Origin of the sequence: Massilia norwichensis, from assembly GCF_024753245.1 — a bacterium.
In the GTDB taxonomy this organism is placed as follows: Bacteria; Pseudomonadota; Gammaproteobacteria; order Burkholderiales; family Burkholderiaceae_D; genus Telluria; species Telluria norwichensis.
Map to the genome: position 1 here is coordinate 104,814 of NZ_JANUGX010000006.1, position 18,412 is coordinate 123,225.

The following is an 18,412-nucleotide window of genomic DNA, read 5'->3' on the forward strand; positions in this document are numbered from 1 at the left end:
TTCATTCATAATGACGCGCGCCGAAGATGGCGCTGCCCACGCGCACGATGCTGGCGCCTTCCAGCACCGCCGCGCGCATGTCGCTCGACATGCCCATCGACAGCGTGTCGAGGTGGATGCCGGACTTGACGATGTCCTGGGCCAGCTCGCGCAGGCGCGCGAACGGCACGCGCTGCAGCTCGGGATCGTCCTGCGGTTCGGGGATGGCCATCAGGCCGCGCAGGCGCAGGTTCGGCAGCGCGGCCACCGCTTGCGCCAATGCCGGCAATTCATCGGGCGTGACGCCGCTTTTGCTCGCTTCGCCGCTGATGTTCACCTGCAGGCAGATGTTGAGCGGGCCGAGTGCGAAAGGGCGCTGCTCGGACAGGCGCTGCGCGATCTTGAGGCGCTCGACCGTGTGCACCCAGTCGAAGTTGGCCGCGATCGGGCGCGTCTTGTTGGACTGGATCGGGCCGATGAAATGCCACTCCAGGCGGGTATCCGGTAGCGCTTTTGCGACAGCGGCGATCTTGTCGACGCCTTCCTGCAGGTAATTCTCGCCGAACGCGCGCTGGCCTGCCGCCACCGCCTCCAGCACTGCCTCAGCAGGGAAAGTCTTGGAAACGGCCAGCAATTGGACCGTCGAACGGGGCCTGCCGGCGGCCTCGCAGGCCACCTGGATTGTCGCTTCGACAGCTTGCAAGTTCCCGGCGATTGTGGACATAATGGTTTTCTACAGGAAATATTTTTCGGTTACATACAGTGTACTGAACGACTTCCGTCGTTCCCGCGAAGGCGGGAACCCAAGCTCGGATCACCTACCGGTAAAACTTGGATTCCCGCCTGCGCGGGAATGACGTTCGAGATGCAGCACAAGGATTATATATAAATGGACATTTCTGAACTCCTCGCTTTCTCGGTCAAGAACAAGGCCTCGGACCTGCACCTCTCGGCCGGCCTGCCGCCGATGATCCGCGTGCACGGCGACGTCCGCCGCATCAACCTGCCGGCGATGGAGCACAAGGACGTCCACTCCATGATCTATGACATCATGAACGACGGCCAGCGCAAGCAGTACGAAGAGATGCTGGAGTGCGACTTCTCGTTCGCGATCCCGGGCCTGGCACGGTTCCGCGTCAACGCCTTCAACCAGGAACGCGGCGCCTCCGCCGTGATGCGGACCATTCCGTCCAAGATCCTGTCGCTGGAAGAACTGAATGCACCGAAGATCTTCGCCGAACTGGCGATGAAGCCGCGCGGCCTGGTGCTGGTCACCGGCCCGACCGGCTCCGGCAAGTCGACCACGCTGGCCGCGATGATCAACCACCTGAACGAGAACGAGTACGGGCACATCCTGACGATCGAGGACCCGATCGAATTCGTCCACGATTCCAAGAAGTGCCTGATCAACCAGCGCGAAGTCGGCCCGCACACGCTGTCCTTCAACAATGCGCTGCGTTCGGCGCTGCGCGAAGACCCGGACGCGATCCTGGTCGGCGAGCTGCGCGACCTCGAGACCATCCGCCTGGCGCTGTCGGCGGCCGAGACCGGCCACCTGGTGTTCGGTACCCTGCACACCTCGTCGGCGGCCAAGACCATCGACCGTATCGTCGACGTCTTCCCGGCCGAGGAAAAGGAGATGGTGCGCGCGATGCTGTCGGAATCGCTGCAGGCCGTGATCTCGCAGACCCTGCTGAAGACCAAGGACGGCTCGGGCCGCGTGGCCGCGCACGAGATCATGATCGGCACCCCGGCGATCCGCAACCTGATCCGCGAAGCCAAGATCGCGCAGATGTACTCGGCGATCCAGACCGGCTCCAGTGTCGGCATGCAGACCCTGGACCAGAACCTGACCGACCTGGTGCGCCGCAACGTGATCTCCAGCGCCGCCGCCCGCAGCGCTGCCAAGATTCCGGAAAACTTCCCGGGCTGAGCAAGGAATCGAGATGGAACGCGACCAGGCCTCCAAATTCATGTTCGACCTGCTGCGCCTGATGGTCAGCAAGGGCGGCTCCGACCTGTTCATCACCGCCGGTTTCCCGCCTGCGATCAAGATCGACGGCAAGATGACGCCGGTGTCCAGCCAGGCCCTGTCCGGCGGCCACACGGCCGACCTGGCGCGCGCCATCATGAACGACAAGCAGGCCGCCGGCTTCGAATTGTCGAAGGAAGCCAACTTCGCGATCAGCCCCGGCGACCTGGGACGCTTCCGCGTGTCGGCCTTCATGCAGATGGGCTGCGTCGGCATGGTGCTGCGCGTGATCACGACCACCATCCCGAAGTTCGAAGACCTCGAACTGCCGGACGTGCTGAAGGACGTGATCATGGCCAAGCGCGGCCTGGTGATCATGGTCGGCGCCACCGGCTCCGGCAAATCGACGACGATGGCGGCGATGGTCGGCTACCGCAACGAGAACAGCTACGGCCACATCATCACCATCGAAGACCCGGTCGAATTCGTGCACCCGCACCGCAATTGCGTGATCACCCAGCGCGAAGTCGGCGTCGATACCGACAGCTTCGAGGCCGCGCTGAAGAACTCGCTGCGCCAGGCGCCGGACGTGATCCAGATCGGCGAGATCCGCGACCGCGAGACCATGGAGCACGCGATCGCCTTCGCCGAGACCGGCCACCTGTGCCTGGCCACACTGCACGCCAACAGCGCCAACCAGGCCCTGGACCGCATCATCAACTTCTTCCCGGAAGAGCGCCGGCAGCAGCTGCTGATGGATTTGTCGCTGAACCTGAAGGGCCTGATTTCGCAGCGCCTGATTCCACGAAAGGAAACCAAGGGCCGTGTGGTAGCGATCGAGATCCTGCTGAATTCTCCCTTGATTTCGGACCTGATCTTCAAGGGCGAAGTCCACGAGATCAAGGAGATCATGAAGAAGTCGCGCGAACTCGGCATGCAGACCTTCGACCAGGCCCTGTTCGACCTCTACGAACTCGACAAGATCTCGTACGAAGACGCGCTGCGCAACGCGGACTCGGTGAACGACCTGCGCCTCAATATCAAGCTCAACAGCAAGCATGCGAAGAACCGCGATTTGTCGGCGGGGACCGAGCACCTGGGGATCGTCTGAGCCCGCCAGTTCGCTGCACACAATTGAGAAAACACTAAAAGTCCGCTTGCGCGCACCCTAATGTCATACACATAGACCGACCGATCACCCGAGGAGGCCGTGATGTGGAGTCAAGTGTATAACCCGTTGGGAAATGCCGTCCTGTCGACCCTGGCAGCCGCCGTTCCGGTTGCCGTGATGCTGGTCGCGCTCGCTTTCTTTCACATCAAGGCACACATCGCCGCCCTGCTCGGCCTCGCCGCCGCGCTGCTGGTGGCGATCTTCGCATACGCGATGCCGGCGCCCACCGCGCTGGCGGCGGCCCTGTACGGCGCCGCCAATGGCCTGCTGCCGATCGGCTGGATCATCCTGAACGTGATCTTCCTGTACCAGCTGACCGAGCGTAAGGGCTACTTCAAGGTCTTGCAGGAATCGATCACCGGCATCACCACCGACCGCCGGTTGCAGTTGCTGCTGGTGGCGTTCTGCTTCGGCGCCTTCTTCGAGGGCGCCGGCGGCTTCGGCACGCCGGTCGCCGTCACCGGCGCCATGCTGATCGGCCTCGGCTTCGCGCCGCTGGCCGCTTCCGGCCTGTCGCTGATCGCGAATACGGCGCCGGTGGCCTACGGCGCCCTCGGTGCGCCGCTGATCGCACTGGCCGGCGTCACCGGCCTCGACCTGCTGCAGCTGTCGGGCATGGTCGGCCGGCAGCTGCCCTTCTTCTCGCTGCTGGTGCCGTTCTGGCTGATCTGGGCCTTCTGCGGCTTTGCCGGCATGGCCGCGATCTGGCCGGCGATCCTGGTCTCCGGCGTCGCCTTCGCCGTCCCGCAATTCCTGATTTCGAACTTCCACGGTCCGTGGCTGGTGGATGTGGGCGGCTCGCTGATCTCGATGCTGTGCCTGACGCTCTTCCTGCGGGTCTGGAAGCCGGCTTCGATCTGGACCGATACGGCGGGCAGACTCAAGGCCACTACCGGAGATGGCGCCCCTGCCGGTGCCTATGCCGGTGCTGGTGCTTCGGCCGGCGCCGGTGCTGGGGCCGGTGCTGGCGCCGATGCCGGCGCGGGTGCCTACGTCGGTGTCAGTGCGGGCAGCTATGCCGGTGCCGGTGCCGGCGGCGGCACCTATGCCGGTGCGCCCGGCGGCAGCGGCGGCGGTACGCCTGGCTCCGCACCGGTGGTCCACAATCACCCGCGCTCGGCCGTATTGAAAGCCTGGCTGCCGTGGCTGATCCTGTCGGTGCTGGTCTTCCTTTGGGGCATTCCCGAGTGGAAGAAGATGCTCGACGGACTTTCGGTCTTCAAGTACGACTGGCCGGCGCTGCACAAGGTGGTGCAGAAGATGCCGCCGGTCGCCAGCAAGCCGACCGCCGAGGCGGCTGTCTACACCCTCAACTGGCTGTCCGCCACCGGCTCGGGCATCCTGGTCGCCGCCGTCATCTCCGGCCTGGTGATGGGCTACAAGGTCCGCGATCTGTTTGCCGTGTACTGGGACACGCTCAAGATCATGCGCTTCTCGCTGCTGACGATCGCCGCCATGCTGGCGCTGGGCTATACGACCCGCTATTCCGGCCTCGACTCGACGCTCGGCCTGGCCTTTGCGAACACCGGCGTGTTCTACCCCTTCTTCGGCACCCTGCTCGGCTGGCTCGGTGTCGCGCTGACCGGCTCGGACACCGCCTCCAACGTGCTGTTCGGCGGCCTGCAGAAGACCTCGGCCACCCAGCTCGGCCTGGACCCGGTCCTGATGGCGGCGGCAAATTCCTCGGGCGGTGTGATGGGCAAGATGATCGATGCGCAGTCCATCGTGGTGGCCTCCACCGCCACCAAATGGTATGGCCACGAAGGCGATATCCTGCGCTACGTGTTCTTCCATTCGATCGCACTGGCCAGCCTGGTCGGTATTCTGGTCACGCTGCAGGCCTACGTCTATCCGTTCACCGCGCTGGTCAGATGAAGGCAGCAGGAGCGGGAAGGCAGTACACTCTTGTGTATCGGTCAACGCTGAACACAGGAGTCTTCCCATGAACGTATTCGATTTCCAGGCCACCGCCCTGGACGGCAAGCCGGTCGACCTCGCCCAGTACCGCGGCAAGGTCCTCCTCATCGTCAACACCGCCAGCAAATGCGGCTTCACCCCGCAGTACCAGGGTCTGGAGAGCGTGTACCACGAACTGCACGGCCGCGGCCTGGAGGTACTGGGCTTCCCCTGCAACCAGTTCGGCTCGCAGGAGCCGGGTTCGGAAGAAGAGATCGGCGCCTTCTGCGAAAAGAACTACGGCGTGAGCTTCCCGATGTTTGCCAAGGTCGACGTCAACGGCGACGCCGCGCATCCACTGTGGAAGCACCTGAAGGCCGAGGCGCCGGGCGTGCTGGGCACCGAGGGCATCAAATGGAACTTCACCAAGTTCCTGATAGGGCGCGACGGCAAGGTCGTGCAGCGCTATGCGCCGACCACCAAGCCGGAAGAGATTGCGGACGATATCGAGAGGCTGCTGGGCTGACTCGAACCTACCTGAGGAAGCGCCCGGCCTTCGATTCCAGCACCGTAACCAGTTCCGGCTGCATGTAGTCGTAATCGTCGGGAATGTCCAGGCAGATGATCCGTTTGCCGTTCAGGTAGCGCTTGAACCTGGTCGACAATAAAGTCCGGTGTTTCTTCTCCATCACGAAGATGATGGTTGCCCATTCGATCTGCTCGGACGACAGCGGCACGTCGGCGTCGTTGCCCAGGCCGGCCGAATCCGTTTCGACGTCCGGCCAGGTCGAGAACACGTGTTCGGCGGTCGGACTGCGCAGACGGTTCTGCGTGCAAATGAAGAGTGCGCGTTTCATGTCAGGCTCAGCGCTTCTCGAACCACGCCATGATGGCATCGTACTCCGCCACCCCGGCCTTGCCGGCCTCCTCGCGCGACAGGCCATCCTTCACCAGCCCATGCCCGGCATTCGGCACGCGGCGGAAGGTCACATCCCTGCCCTGCACCCGCAGCTGGGCGTACAGCACCTCGGTCGACAGGATGGGTACGGCCCGGTCCTGCATGCCGCTGGCCAGGTAGACCCGGGCCCGCGAGCGCGTCAGATGGTCGGCCGTGGACTGGGCGAAAAAGCTGCTCCAACGCAGATAGGTATGGCCCCACAGGAATTTGCTGGTGCTCTTCGGATCGGCGGCGACGGCGCTGAAGGTCTCGTCGAGTTCACGCAGGCGCTCGAGCTTCTTCTCGTCGCTGTCGTTCGAGCGCTGGATGCCGGCCGCGAAGTCGTACAGCTGGGTCGAACCGGTAGCGCCGACCAGGGCCACGTCGGTCACCTCGGGAAATTCGCGCGCCAGGCTGGCGGCCATCGGCGCACCTTCGGAGACTCCGATCAGCAGCACGCGCCGCGCATCGACCTCGGGTCGCGACAGCGCATGGCGCAGCGCGCTCTTCAAGGTCGCGAGCCAGGTCTCGTACGAAAAATGGGCATTGAAATCGCCGGCGCAGCCCATCGCCGAACCGAAAGTCCCCTGCTGCGGCGCGTCCGACTGGTAGGGTTTATCGACCGCCATCACGGCGTAGCGCCCCTGTTTGGCCAGGGTCGCCCAGTAAGGAATCGTCGCCTTGCGCTCGGCGCCGTCCAGCATGAAGGACGGCACGCAGCCGGAACCCTGGATGAACAGCACCAGCGGCGCCTTTTGCGCAGGCCTGGCCAGGAAGTAGTGCACTGGCGCGCCGGCGCCGTCCTGCAGCGTCACATGGGACAGCGCCAGCGCGTTCGCTTCAAAGGGCACCTCCTGCACCTTGAGCGCTTGCGCATGGGCGCCGCCGCAGACCAGCATGCCGGCCAACAGCAGGCCGGATGAAGAACAGATGATGCGTGAGCCGATGCCGATCATGACGAGCCTTCGTGGAATCCAAACCCCGGATACTGCCACGAAGGGCGGCCCTGCAATCTATCGAATCCTCACTGCGCCTTGAACCGGATCGCCTGCCCGCCGCCCGGCGCCAGCTTCAGCTGCAGCACGTCCTTCGCGCTCACGGTACGGGTTTCGGTAACGAGATCGAAACGGTGCTCGTTGCGGTAGTCCGCCGCATCGCCATCGCGGTAGATCTCGGCCACATAGGTCTTGCCCGCGTCGAGGAAAGACAGGGGCAGCGCCAGCGTGCGTGCCTGGCCGTCCGTCACCGCGCCGACGTACCAGTCCTCGGACTTGCGGTCCTTGCGCGCGATGCTGACGTACTCGCCCACGGCGCCATTGACGACCTTGGTGTCGGCCCAGTCGGTCGGCACGTCGCGGATGAATTTGAAGGCGGCCGGGTACTTCGCGTAGTTCTCCGGCAAGTCGGCCGCCATCGCGATCGGCGAGTAGATGACGACGAAGTTGGCGAGCTGCTTGGCCTGGGTCGAGTTGAACACCTTGCCGTCCGCGCCCACCAGGCTGACGACGCCCGGCGTGTAATCCATCGGGCCGCTCAGCATGCGCGTGAACACCAGCTTGGCCTCGTGGTCGACTGGGTTCACCGGATTGCCCCAGGCGTTGTACTCGACGCCGCGCGCGCCTTCGCGCGAGACCCAGTTCGGATAGGTGCGGCGCAGGCCGGTGTCCTTCACCGGTTCGTGGGTGTCGACCGCGATCTTGTAGCGCGCGGCCTCGGTCACGGCTTTCACGAAATGGCGCACGCCTTCCTGCGAATCGTAGTGGCCGTAGTGAAGCTTGCCGTCCGCGCCCTTGAACTGCATGCTGCCTGCTTCGTGCACGTAGCCGGACTTGACGCTGTCCACGCCCAGCTTCGCATACAGCTTATAGGCGGCCGTCATCTGCTTTTCGTAGGCCGGCAGGTTGGCGCCGGTCTCGTGGTGGCCGATCAGGCGCACGCCCTTCTCTTTCGCGTAGGCCGCCAGGACCGGCAGGTCGAAGTCCGGGTACGACTTCGTGAAACTGAAGTCGGCGCCGCCGTGGCCCCAGTCGCTTTCCCAGCCCTGGTTCCAGCCTTCGACCAGCACGCCGCGGAAGCCGTTCTGGGCGGCGAAGTCGATGTACTTCTTGACGTTGGCCGTGTTGGCGCCGTGCTTCGGTCCCGCGTTCCAGCTGGTGTGCTGCAGGTGCATGCTCCACCAGACGCCGACGAACTTCGACGGATGCACCCAGCTCACATCGCCCAGCTTGTTCGGCTCGTTCAGGTTCAGTTCGAGGTCGGACATGTACAAGCCCGCCGCGTCGTCGGCAATGCGCAGCGTGCGCCATGGCGTGGTGAAGGCGCCATGCTTCACCACCGCCGGCCCGATCGACGATGGCGCCAGTTGCGCGCGCAGCTTCTGCCCTTCGACCTTGCGCACCCACATCGAGGCGTAATCGACCAGCGCCGCCTCGTGCAGGGCGACGTGGGTGCCATCCTCCAGGCGGAGGGTCAGCGGCGTATTGGCGGTACCGATTTCCTTCAGCGGTGCCTTCTGGACCAGCTCCTCCAGGCCAGGCAGCTCGCCGGCCGGAATCCACCAGGCGGTGGCCGGCTGGGCGACCGCGAATTCGGTCAGCTCGTCGAGGATGGCGGTGTCACGCAGCTGCGGCTGCGCCGGGAATTCGTAGCGGAAGCCGACGCCGTCGTCGTAGATGCGGAAGACGACGGTCAGCGCGCGACCATTCCGATTTTTCTGTTCGAGATCGACGCGCAGTTCGCGGTAGTGGTTGCGCACATAGCGGCGCTCGCCCCAGGGCTGCTCCCAGGTGTCGTCATGCTCGCTGACCTTCTGCGCGCGCAGGCTGAAACCGCCGTCCAGCTTGGGCGCGTTGGCGAGGTTGAAGCCGAGGCGCGACAGGCCGATGATCTTTTTGCCGCGGCGCTTGATGTCGTAGCCCAGCTTGCCGGCACCGTCGATCTGCAGCTCGACCTGGAGCACGTCCCCCGGCGATGCCGCGCTGGCCACCACGGCCTGCGCCCATGCGGCCTGGCCGGCCAGGCTGGTCGCGGCAATCAAGGCCGCGGCAAACAAACGGAAATCCGGCTTGAAACGGGGACGAACACGCATGCTGACACCTCCATGTAGAGATGTAATTTTACTACAGCTGAGTTCGATATCAGGCGACGTTCAGGCCCATCGCCCGCACCAGCTCCGCCGCCTGGCGCGGCGAGATCGTCGCCCCCGCAAACTGCTTCGCGTTCGACAGTTTGAGTCCGCCTACATCGGCCTCGCGCAGGTCGGCCTGTTCGAAGCGCGTGTCCTTGATGTGGGCGTCGCGCAGGCTGCCGCCTTCGAACACGGCTTCGCGGAAGTCGCAGCCGGCCAGGTCGGCATCGGCGAAGTCCAGGCCGACGAGTTTGGCCTTCCTGAACGACATGCGGCGCAGGTCGGCGCCGACCAGCAGGCAGTCCTCGAAGGACAGGCCGAGCTGGGACACTTCCTCGAAACTGGCGCCGGTCAGCTTGCAGCCGCGGAAGCTGCAGGAGGCCAGTTTGGTGCGGCGCCAGCTTGCGTTGTTCAGGTCGCAGGCTTCGAAGCGGGCGTCGACCAGGTCGGCGGCTTCGAAGTCGGCATGGCCGCCGCGGCAGCGCCGCCAGCGCGTGCGCGCCAGGTTGGCCGCGTAGAACGAGGCTTCGAGCACGGCGCAGTTGGCAAAGCTGCAGTCCTGCAGGTTCAGGCGCGACAGGTCGGCCTGCGTGAAATCGCATTCTTCGAAGGCCAGCAGCGCCTGTTCGGCGAGCAGTTCTTCGATGCGCTCCCGGGTAATGGTTTCGCCGGTGATGGTGATGACAGGTTTTGACATGGCCAACAGCATACCGGCCCGCGCCCAAAAATACAGCCCCGTTTGAAGCGGCCCTCCAATCCGGCGCCGCAGGAATACGCCAGCCTTCCGGAGTTTCAGGCAAGTCCGGCCCGGGCGGCAAACCTAAAATTTGTCTCGTTCCGCCGCAGCTCGTGGCGGCATTCGAGGAGAAAGCAAATGAGTCAGGTATGGTTCATCACCGGCGCCGGCCGCGGTATCGGCGCCCACATCGCCCGCGCTGCGCTGCAGGCCGGTCACCGGGTCGTCGCCACCGGCCGCAAGCTGGCGCCGCTGCGCGAAGCGTATGCCGACGTCGCGCCGGAGAGCATCGCGCTGGTCGAACTGGACGTCGCCAGCGAAGCCCAGGCCGAACAGGCCGTGCAAACGGCCGTCGAACGCTTCGGCCGCATCGACGTCCTGGTGAATAACGCGGGCTACGGCCAGCTCGGCTATTTCGAAGAGATCAGCGCAGACGCCATCGAGCGCCAGTTCGCCACCAATGTGTTCGGCCTGATGCACGTGCTGCGCGCCACCCTGCCCGTGATGCGGCGCCAGCGCGCAGGCCATGTCTTCAATCTGTCGTCGATCGGCGGCGCGCTCGGCTTCGAAGGGTCGTCGGTGTATTGCGCCAGCAAGTTCGCGGTCGAGGGTCTGTCCGCATCGGTCGCGCTGGAAGTCGCCCGCTTCGGCATCAAGGTCACCGTGGTCGAGCCGGGATTCTTCCGCACCGACTTCCTGGACAACAGCTCGATCCGCTACGGCGACCGCGCGCCCGACGGCTATGGCGACGCCGGCCCGTCCCGGGACATCTACGAAGGCTACAACCACCGCCAGGCCGGCGACCCGGCCAAACTGGGCGCCGCCCTGGTGCAGCTCGCGGGCATGGCAGCGCCGCCGAAGCAGTTCCTGGCCGGCAGCGATGCCCTCGCCATCGTCGGCGAAGCGCTGCAGGGGCGCCTGGACGAGATGCGAACCTTCGCCGACTTGTCCCGCTCGACGGACGGGGTGTTCTGAGGCGCGATGGCCAGGATTAGGCAAGGCGACCGGAATCCCGGTATGCTCGCTGCCATGAACGAGCAAGCCTCCCTTTCCACGCCGGTGGCGCCGGGCATCGCGCGCCTGGCCGGCCTGCTGGCCGCCCACACGCCCGGCGACGGCAGCTTTGCGCTGCCGGTGCCGGGCCTGTACGCGATCCGCGCGTCGCGCCCCAGCGCGGAACTGGTGCACGATCTGCAGAAGGCGTCGCTGTGTATCGTCGCCCAGGGTGCCAAGACGGTACTGCTGGGCAGCGAGGCCTACGACTACGACGCCTCGCGCATGCTGATCTTCTCGGTCGACCTGCCGGTGTCGGCCCAGGTCACGCAAGCCAGCCCGTCCTCCCCCTATCTGTGCTTCCGGCTCGACCTCGACCCGCAGCAGGTGGCGGCCCTGCTGATGAAGGTGTATCCGGATGGCGCGCCGCCGGTACGGGAAGGACGCGCGGTGTATCTTGCGCAGGCCGGCGAGGCGATCGTCGATGCCGCCGCGCGCTTGCTGGCGCTGGCCGCGGACCCCACCGACGCCAGCCTGCTGGCGCCGCTCGCGGTGGAAGAAATCCTGGTGCGCCTGCTGCGCAGCCCGGTCGGCGGCAGGGTCGCGCAGATCGGCCGGGTGGATTCGAACCTGCAGAGAATCGCCCGCGCACTGGCCTGGATGCGCGACAACTACGCGCAGCCGATGCGCGTGGAAGACCTGGCGGAGCGGGCCAGCATGAGCCCTTCGACCCTGCACCAGCATTTCAAGTCGCTGACCTCGATGAGCCCACTGCAGTTCCAGAAGGTGTTGCGGCTGCAGGAAGCGCGCCGCCTGATGGCCGGCGGCCTGGCCGCCAGCACCGCCGGCAACCGGGTCGGCTACGTGAGCGCTTCGCAGTTCAGCCGGGAATATGCGCGCCTGTTCGGCAAGGCGCCGAGCCGGGATGTCGGCACGCGCAAGGCCATGCCGCAGTAGCGATTCTTTATTGCGTCTCGACCCGCGCCGAGGGGTGCACCGTGCAGCCGCGGTGCACGTTCTCGAGGAAGCGGATCGCTTCGGCCAGGCGCGCGGTGGCCGGCAGCATGCGGCCCATCGATTCGTCTTCGTTCAACTGGTCGATGCCATAGGCGATGGCGCGCGACACCTCGCGCGCCTCGCGCCCCTCGCTGTTGTAGAGCGCATCGTAGACGCCGATTTCTTCCCACAGCGAGACATAGCCGGGGCCGATCGAGTCCTGGAACGCGACCGACGGCGCCGCATCCTCGTCCTGCGAGATCAAGCGAAACACGAAACTCATGGGCACCTCCGCCATTCGAAAAACATGGGGGGCGATGCTATCACGGCGTGCGTTTTGGCGTCGGACGCGGCGCGGCTTTGGACGGCGCGGGCGGGGCATCGTCGGCAATCATCGCCACCGATCCCAGCGCCTGCAGCTCGGCCTTCGGCGAGGCCGTGGTGGTCAGCATGAACTCCATCTTGCGGCGCGCACCGGGCGGCGCCCAGGTCGACGACACGGTGCGCATCCTGATCTTGTCCAGGCTGAGTTCCTCGCGCACCGGTCCGCGCCTGGCCACCATCGGCTTGGGCGCTTCGGACGTGATGTCGAGGAAGCCCTTCTCGACCGCGGCGGCGTTGGTCCGGTGCGCGTGCAGCAGGCACAGGTTTTTCCCTTCCGGCAGGGCCAGCACGAAGTTCCCCATCTTGCCCTTGTACGGCACCGGCCAGGCATCGCCCTCCATCCCGGACAGGAACAGCTTCGCATGCTCCGGCTTCAGCTTGGGCACCTTGTCGCGCAGCAGGCGCGCGCGGAAGTCGGCCAGGTCGCCGAAGTGGCGCACGCAGATTTCGACGTACAGGTTCAGGAAGCCTTCGACACGCTCGTCGGTGGCGGCCTTCTTCTGCACCTGTTTTGGGGCCGGCTTGTCCGCGGCGCCGGCCAGGCCGGCGGTGGACAAACCGAACGCGGCCAGCAATGCGATGACGCCGCGCCTCATCCGGCCGCCGTCCCGGCCAGGGCGCGGTCGATCAGTTCGATCCAGTGCGTGACAGGCGTCTTCGTTCCCGACTGCAGGTGGCTGATGCAGCCGATGTTGGCGGACACGATTTCCTTCGCGCCGGTCGCTTCGAGATTGCCCAGTTTCCGGTCGCGCAGTTCGTGCGCGATCTCCGGATGCAGCACCGAATAGGTGCCGGCCGAGCCGCAGCACAAATGGCTTTCCGCGGGCAGCACCACGTCGATGCCGGCCGCGCGCAGCACGCCCTCGACCTTGCCGCGGATCTGCTGGCCATGCTGCAGCGTGCATGGCGGGTGAAACGCGATGCGCTCCTTGATACGGCCGGCCATGCGTGCGCCGATCTCGCCTTCGAAGGCTTGCATGACTTCCGACAGGTCCTTGGTCAGCGCGCTGATCCGCTCGGCCTTGGCCGCGTACTGCGGGTCCTGCGCCAGCATGTGGCCGTAGTCCTTGACGGTGACGCCGCAGCCGGAGGCCGTCATCACCAGCGCCTCCACCTGCCCGCTTTCGATATACGGCCACCAGGCGTCGATGTTGCGGCGCATGTCGTCGCGGCCGCCTTCCTGGTCGTTCATGTGGAAGCGCACCGCGCCGCAGCAGCCGGCCTTCGGCGCTTCGAGCAGCTGCACGCCCATGGCATCCAGCACCCGCGCGGTGGCGGCGTTGATGTCGGGCGCCATCGCCGGCTGCACGCAACCGGCCAGCGCCAGCATCTTGCGCGCATGCTCGCGGCGCGGCCAGGGACCGGCCTGGCGCGCCGGTTGCAGCTTGTCGCGCAGTTCGTAGGGCAGCAGCGGACGCGCCAGCTGCCCCGCCTTGAAGGCCGGCTTGAACAGGCCGCCGCGCGGCAGGAATTCCTTCAGCGTGGTCCGCTTGACGCGGTCCTTGAAGGGACGCGGCACGCGCGCCTCGACCACCTTGCGGCCGATGTCGACCAGGCGCCCGTACTTCACGCCGGACGGACAGGTGGTTTCGCAGTTGCGGCAGGTGAGGCAGCGGTCCAGGTGCAGCTGGGTCTTGCGGGTCGGCTCGACGCCTTCCAGCACCTGCTTGATCAGGTAGATGCGGCCGCGCGGGCCATCGAGCTCGTCGCCGAGTACCTGGTAGGTCGGACAGGTGGCGGTGCAGAAGCCGCAGTGGACGCAGGCGCGCAGGATGGCATCGGCTTCTTGGCCTTCGGGCGTGCCCCTGATGAAATCGGCGAGGTTGGTTTGCATTTCGGTTTACTTTGCTCAGTACATCCGGCCGGGGTTGAAGATGTTCGACGGATCGAATCCGGCTTTCAGGCGTTCGTGGATTTTCATGAGCGCCGGCGCCAGCGGCTGGAAGACGCCGATGCTTTTATCGCCGCCGCGGAACAGGGTCGCGTGACCGCCGCAGCCGGCCACCGCGGCGCGGATGCGCTGGGCCGTGGCGGCATCGCCGTCCGCGCGCAGCCAGCGCTGCGCCCCGCCCCATTCGATCAGCTGCGGGCCCAGGTCGAGGGCACCGGCGGTCGAGGGCACCGACAGCCGCCACAAAGGCGCATCGCCGTTGAAGAAGGCATGGCGCTGCTCGCGCAGGTCCGCCCAGAAGCCGGCGCAGTCCGGTGTCAAGCTGCCGCCATGCGCCGTGCCCAGTGCGCGCACCGCGGCATCGACCGCCGCCTGCGCACCCGACAGGCGCAGCGCCAGCACGCCCTCAATCCAGCAACTGCCCGAGAGCGGCAGCGGCTGGCCGCCCCATTCGTTCAGCCTGCGGATGGCGTCGACCTCGTTCATGTCGAAGCGCAGCGTGGCTTCGCGGTAGGCCAGCGGCAGCACCTTGACCGACACTTCGAGCAGCATGCCCAGTGTGCCGAGCGAGCCTGCCAGCAGACGCGAGACGTCGTAGCCGGCCACGTTCTTCATCACCTGGCCGCCAAAGCTCAGGACCTCGCCCTTCCCGTCCAGCAGCTTGGCGCCGAGCACGAAGTCGCGCAGCGCACCGCTGTTGGCGCGGCGCGGGCCGGACAGGCCGGCGGCGATGGTGCCGCCGATGGTCGCGCTCTCACCAAAATGCGGCGGCTCGAAAGCCAGCATCTGTTTGCGCTCGGCCAGCACCGCTTCGATCTCGCTAAGGGGCGTGCCGCAGCGCGCGGTGATCACCAGTTCGGTCGGCTCGTAGTCGACGATGCCGCTGTAGGCGCGGGTGTCGAGGATCTCGCCGTCGAGGCGCTGGCCATACCAGTCCTTGGTGCCGCCGCCGCGGATGCGTAATGGACGCTGGTCCGCTGCGGCGCCGCGCACCTGGTCCTGCAATCGTTCAAGAATCTGCTGCATGTTGGTTCGATCTTTCAAAAACGCGGCAGGTCCGCGAAGGGCAGCGCACCGCCGCTCACCCGCATCCGGCCCATCTCGGCGCAGCGCTGCAGGGTCGGCACCGCCTTGTTCGGGTTCAGCAGCATGCCGGGGTCGAAGGCGCGTTTGACCGTGAAGAAGGCTTCGAGTTCCTTCGAACCGAATTGCACGCACATCGAATCGATCTTCTCGACGCCGACGCCATGCTCGCCGGTGATGGTGCCGCCGACTTCCACGCACAGGGCCAGGATGGCGGCGCCGAATTCTTCGGCGCGCTCCAGTTCGCCCGGCTTGTTGGCGTCGAACATGATCAGCGGGTGCATGTTGCCGTCGCCGGCGTGGAACACGTTCGCGCAGCGCAGGCCGTAGGTCGTCTCCATCTCCTCGATCCGTTGCAGCACGCGGGCCAGGTGCTTGCGCGGAATGGTGCCGTCCATGCAGTAATAGTCGGGCGAAATGCGACCGCAGGCCGGGAAGGCGTTCTTGCGGCCGGACCAGAAGCGCAGGCGCTCGGCCTCGTTCTGCGAGACCGCGATGGCGCTGGCGCCGGCCTGCTGCAGCACTTCCGTCATGCGTTCAATTTCTTCGGCCACCTCCAACGCGGTGCCGTCCGCTTCGCACAGCAGGATCGCGGCCGCATCGAGGTCGTAGCCGGCCTTCACGAAAGGCTCGACCATGCGCGAGGAAGTGCGGTCCATCATCTCCAGGCCGGCGGGGATGATGCCGGCGGCGATCACGCTGGCCACCGCATTGCCGCCGGTGACCACGTCATCGAAGGAAGCCATGATCACCTGCGCCAGCGCCGGTTTCGGCACCAGCCTGACGGTGACTTCGGTAACGATGCCGAGCATGCCTTCCGAGCCGATGAAGACGGCCAGCAGGTCCAGGCCCGGCGCGTCCAGCGACTCGCCGCCGAGTTCGATGACGTCGCCCTCGATCGTGCAGACCCGCACGCGCAGCACGTTGTGCACCGTGAGGCCGTATTTGAGACAGTGCACGCCGCCCGAGTTCTCGGCGACGTTGCCGCCGATGGTGCAGGCGATCTGCGAGGATGGGTCCGGCGCGTAGTACAAGCCGAACGGCGCTGCCGCTTCCGTGACCGCCAGGTTGCGCACGCCGGGCTGGACCACGGCGGTGCGGGCGTAGGGCTCGACGCGCAGGATGCGGTTCAGGCGCGCGGTCGATATCACCACGCCGTCCGCCAGCGGCTGGGCCCCACCCGACAGGCCGGTACCGGCACCGCGCGGCACGATCGGCACCTTCAGGTCGCGGCACACCTTCAGGATCGCCAGCACCTGCTCCTCGTTGTCGGGCAGCGTGACGATCATCGGCATCTGGCGGTAAGCGGCCAGGCCATCGCATTCATAGGGGCGGGTGTCTTCGGGATCGTGCAAGACGCAACGATCGGGGAGGACGGCGCGCAAGGCTGAGGCCACCTGGCGGCGGCGCTCGGGGTCGACGGGGATCGCGGGAATCATAATTCGATTGTAAGCACTATTGCACTTTTTTGGCGTATGCTCCGGCTATCTTTTTTTATAGGCAGGGCATAAGCATGGGCAATCGACTCTCGAAAATCGCAACCCGCACCGGCGACGACGGCAGCACCGGACTCGGCGATGGCAGCCGCACCGGTAAAGACAGCGCACGGATTGCGGCCCTGGGCGACGTCGACGAGCTGAACTCCTTTGTCGGCCTGCTATTGTGCGAGGACATGCCGGACGACCTGCGCGAAGAACTGGTCTCGATCCAGCACGATCTGTTCGACCTCGGCGGCGAGCTGTGCATTCCCGGCTACCAGATGATCAAGGACGAGCACGTCGCGCGCCTCGACGGCCTGCTCGAAAAATACAATGCCACCCTGCCGGTGCTGAAGGAATTCATCCTGCCGGCCGGCTCGCGCGCGGCCTCGCTGTCGCACGTGTGCCGCACCGTGTGCCGCCGTGCCGAGCGCAGCATCGTCGCGCTGTCGAAGGAAGACACGATCAACGCCCAGCCCCGTCAATACGTGAACCGCTTGTCGGACCTGATGTTCGTGCTGGCGCGCGTGCTGAACCGCCACGCCGGCGGCAGCGACGTGCTGTGGAACCACGAACGCAAGCGCGGCTGAGGATGGGCGTGGCGTTGCAGGAAGGCTTGCGGGACGTCGCCATCCGGTTCTACCGGGGCGGTGCGAACTGGCCCTACAATCCTTTCCACTTCCAGGGCGAAGGCCGGCTGACGATCGAGCCCGACTTCCTGATCCTGCGCGGCAGCAGCCACCGCAGCTTCCGCTTTCCGAAGCGCGAGCAGCAGCGCCTGCGCATGGCCGACATCGTCAACGTGCGCACCTCGGGCGAGGACGTGATCTTCGACCTGGCCGGCGTCGACGGCAAGCAGGAGGTCGGCTTTTCCACCGCCGGCCGCGAGGCCGCGGCGCAGATCGCCGCGCTGCTGCCGAGCCGCTGCACGCCCGATTTCGACCCCGCACCCCATGCCGAACGCGAGGTCTTCAACGACCGCATCGATTACTGGAGCCCGTCGACGCCGGTGATTCACACGCTGCTGGTGGCGAACGTCGCGATCTTCGTGCTGATGTGGCTGGAGCGCCAGGGCTTCAGTGCGGGATGGTTCAAGCCGCTGCCCGGCTGGAACTCGGTCGCCGCGCTGCAGGGGCATGTGCAGTTGTGGAAGCAGGGCTTGCTGAACGTGCTGGCGGCGCCGACATGGCAGCTGCCGCTGGCCTCCTTTACCGGTTGGGGCGCCGACGCCTTCCCTTCCCTGCTGCAGGCGCAGCTGGTGCGATGGGGCTCGAACGTGCCGCGCATGACCCTGCTGGCCGGCGAATGGTGGCGCCTGCTGACCTCCGCCTTCCTGCACGGGAACCTGCTGCACCTGGCGATGAACATGTTCGCGCTGTGGCAGGCGGGCCAGCTGGTCGAGCGTATCTTCGGCAGCCTGCGCTTTACCGGCTTGTACCTGCTGGCCGCGCTCGGCGGCAGCCTGGGCAGCCTGCTGTGGGGCCTGCTGACGCACCATCCGGTCAACAGCGTCGGCGCCTCGGGCGCGATCTTCGGCATCATCGGCGGCCTGTTCGCCTTCATCGGCCGCGAACACAGCGGCGTGCCGCCGACGGTGGTGCGCGACCTGCGCAGCTCGGTCGCGCCCTTCCTGCTGTTTAATATCGGCGCCGGTTTCCTGTATCCGCACACCGACAATGCGGCCCACATCGGCGGCCTGATCGGCGGCTGGCTGGCCGGCCACCTGCTGGCGCGTTCGCTGCACGTGCCGGAGCAGCGTGCGGCCTGAC

Annotated in this window: 18 protein-coding genes; 8 read left to right on the forward strand and 10 right to left on the reverse strand. The window is 66.1% G+C overall.

Going from position 1 to position 18,412, the window contains the following annotated elements:
- Position 1: 1 nt before the first annotated feature.
- Positions 2 to 703, reverse strand: coding sequence for a YggS family pyridoxal phosphate-dependent enzyme (locus NX782_RS07315; RefSeq protein WP_258844776.1), 702 nt, complete (start codon positions 701 to 703; stop codon positions 2 to 4).
- A 165-nt stretch (positions 704 to 868) separates the two neighbouring features.
- Between NX782_RS07315 and NX782_RS07320 the strand changes: the two genes are divergently transcribed.
- From NX782_RS07320 to NX782_RS07335, 4 genes are all read left to right on the forward strand, one after another.
- Entirely contained in the window at positions 869 to 1,912 is a 1,044-nt protein-coding gene (locus tag NX782_RS07320; RefSeq protein WP_258844777.1) for a type IV pilus twitching motility protein PilT, read from the forward strand.
- Positions 1,913 to 1,925: 13 nt separating this feature from the next.
- Positions 1,926 to 3,062, forward strand: coding sequence for a PilT/PilU family type 4a pilus ATPase (locus NX782_RS07325; protein ID WP_258844778.1), 1,137 nt, complete (start codon positions 1,926 to 1,928; stop codon positions 3,060 to 3,062).
- Positions 3,063 to 3,164: 102 nt separating this feature from the next.
- Positions 3,165 to 4,997 (forward strand): L-lactate permease, encoded by a 1,833-nt coding sequence (locus NX782_RS07330; protein ID WP_258844779.1) that lies wholly within the window; start codon positions 3,165 to 3,167, stop codon positions 4,995 to 4,997.
- Positions 4,998 to 5,064: 67 nt separating this feature from the next.
- Entirely contained in the window at positions 5,065 to 5,544 is a 480-nt protein-coding gene (locus tag NX782_RS07335) for a glutathione peroxidase (protein WP_258844780.1), read from the forward strand.
- Positions 5,545 to 5,551: 7 nt separating this feature from the next.
- Here NX782_RS07335 and NX782_RS07340 read toward each other — a convergent pair whose 3' ends face one another.
- The 4 genes from NX782_RS07340 to NX782_RS07355 form a co-directional block, all read right to left on the reverse strand.
- Positions 5,552 to 5,875 carry a low molecular weight protein tyrosine phosphatase family protein gene (locus tag NX782_RS07340; protein ID WP_258844781.1) on the reverse strand — a complete coding sequence of 108 codons (324 nt, stop codon included), beginning with the start codon at positions 5,873 to 5,875 and terminating at the stop codon, positions 5,552 to 5,554.
- Positions 5,876 to 5,882: 7 nt separating this feature from the next.
- The gene (locus NX782_RS07345; RefSeq protein ID WP_258844782.1) at positions 5,883 to 6,911 is read right to left on the reverse strand and encodes an alpha/beta hydrolase family protein; all 1,029 of its coding nucleotides are present in this window, start codon (positions 6,909 to 6,911) and stop codon (positions 5,883 to 5,885) included.
- A 68-nt stretch (positions 6,912 to 6,979) separates the two neighbouring features.
- Positions 6,980 to 9,043, reverse strand: a complete 2,064-nt coding sequence (locus NX782_RS07350; protein ID WP_258844783.1) for a glycoside hydrolase family 97 protein — start codon at positions 9,041 to 9,043, stop codon at positions 6,980 to 6,982.
- 49 nt (positions 9,044 to 9,092) lie between these two features.
- A complete protein-coding gene (locus NX782_RS07355) occupies positions 9,093 to 9,779 on the reverse strand; it encodes a pentapeptide repeat-containing protein (protein WP_258844784.1) in 687 nt (228 codons plus the stop codon).
- A 177-nt stretch (positions 9,780 to 9,956) separates the two neighbouring features.
- Between NX782_RS07355 and NX782_RS07360 the strand changes: the two genes are divergently transcribed.
- Together NX782_RS07360 and NX782_RS07365 are read left to right on the forward strand one after the other, a co-directional pair.
- A complete protein-coding gene (locus NX782_RS07360; RefSeq protein WP_258844785.1) occupies positions 9,957 to 10,793 on the forward strand; it encodes an SDR family NAD(P)-dependent oxidoreductase in 837 nt (278 codons plus the stop codon).
- Positions 10,794 to 10,847: 54 nt separating this feature from the next.
- On the forward strand, positions 10,848 to 11,768 hold the full coding sequence (locus tag NX782_RS07365) for an AraC family transcriptional regulator (RefSeq protein ID WP_258844786.1): 921 nt from the start codon (positions 10,848 to 10,850) through the stop codon (positions 11,766 to 11,768).
- Between the two features lie 7 nt (positions 11,769 to 11,775).
- Here NX782_RS07365 and NX782_RS07370 read toward each other — a convergent pair whose 3' ends face one another.
- From NX782_RS07370 to NX782_RS07390, 5 genes are read right to left on the reverse strand one after another with little or no spacing between them, the layout of a single operon-like run.
- A complete protein-coding gene (locus tag NX782_RS07370; protein ID WP_258844787.1) occupies positions 11,776 to 12,090 on the reverse strand; it encodes a hypothetical protein in 315 nt (104 codons plus the stop codon).
- Between the two features lie 40 nt (positions 12,091 to 12,130).
- On the reverse strand, positions 12,131 to 12,787 hold the full coding sequence (locus tag NX782_RS07375) for an NMCC_0638 family (lipo)protein (protein ID WP_258844788.1): 657 nt from the start codon (positions 12,785 to 12,787) through the stop codon (positions 12,131 to 12,133).
- Entirely contained in the window at positions 12,784 to 14,025 is a 1,242-nt protein-coding gene (gene glcF / locus NX782_RS07380) for a glycolate oxidase subunit GlcF (protein WP_258844789.1), read from the reverse strand. Before glcF ends, NX782_RS07375 begins: the two co-directional genes overlap by 4 nt.
- Before the next feature lie 15 nt (positions 14,026 to 14,040).
- Positions 14,041 to 15,108 (reverse strand): glycolate oxidase subunit GlcE, encoded by a 1,068-nt coding sequence (glcE, locus tag NX782_RS07385; protein WP_258844790.1) that lies wholly within the window; start codon positions 15,106 to 15,108, stop codon positions 14,041 to 14,043.
- 14 nt (positions 15,109 to 15,122) lie between these two features.
- Positions 15,123 to 16,604, reverse strand: a complete 1,482-nt coding sequence (locus tag NX782_RS07390; RefSeq protein ID WP_258844791.1) for an FAD-linked oxidase C-terminal domain-containing protein — start codon at positions 16,602 to 16,604, stop codon at positions 15,123 to 15,125.
- A 74-nt stretch (positions 16,605 to 16,678) separates the two neighbouring features.
- Here NX782_RS07390 and NX782_RS07395 point away from each other — a divergent pair, with 74 nt between their 5' ends.
- Positions 16,679 to 17,233 carry a cob(I)yrinic acid a,c-diamide adenosyltransferase gene (locus NX782_RS07395; RefSeq protein WP_258844792.1) on the forward strand — a complete coding sequence of 185 codons (555 nt, stop codon included), beginning with the start codon at positions 16,679 to 16,681 and terminating at the stop codon, positions 17,231 to 17,233.
- Positions 17,234 to 17,241: 8 nt separating this feature from the next.
- The gene (locus NX782_RS07400; RefSeq protein ID WP_258844793.1) at positions 17,242 to 18,411 is read left to right on the forward strand and encodes a rhomboid family intramembrane serine protease; all 1,170 of its coding nucleotides are present in this window, start codon (positions 17,242 to 17,244) and stop codon (positions 18,409 to 18,411) included.
- Position 18,412 lies beyond the last annotated feature (1 nt).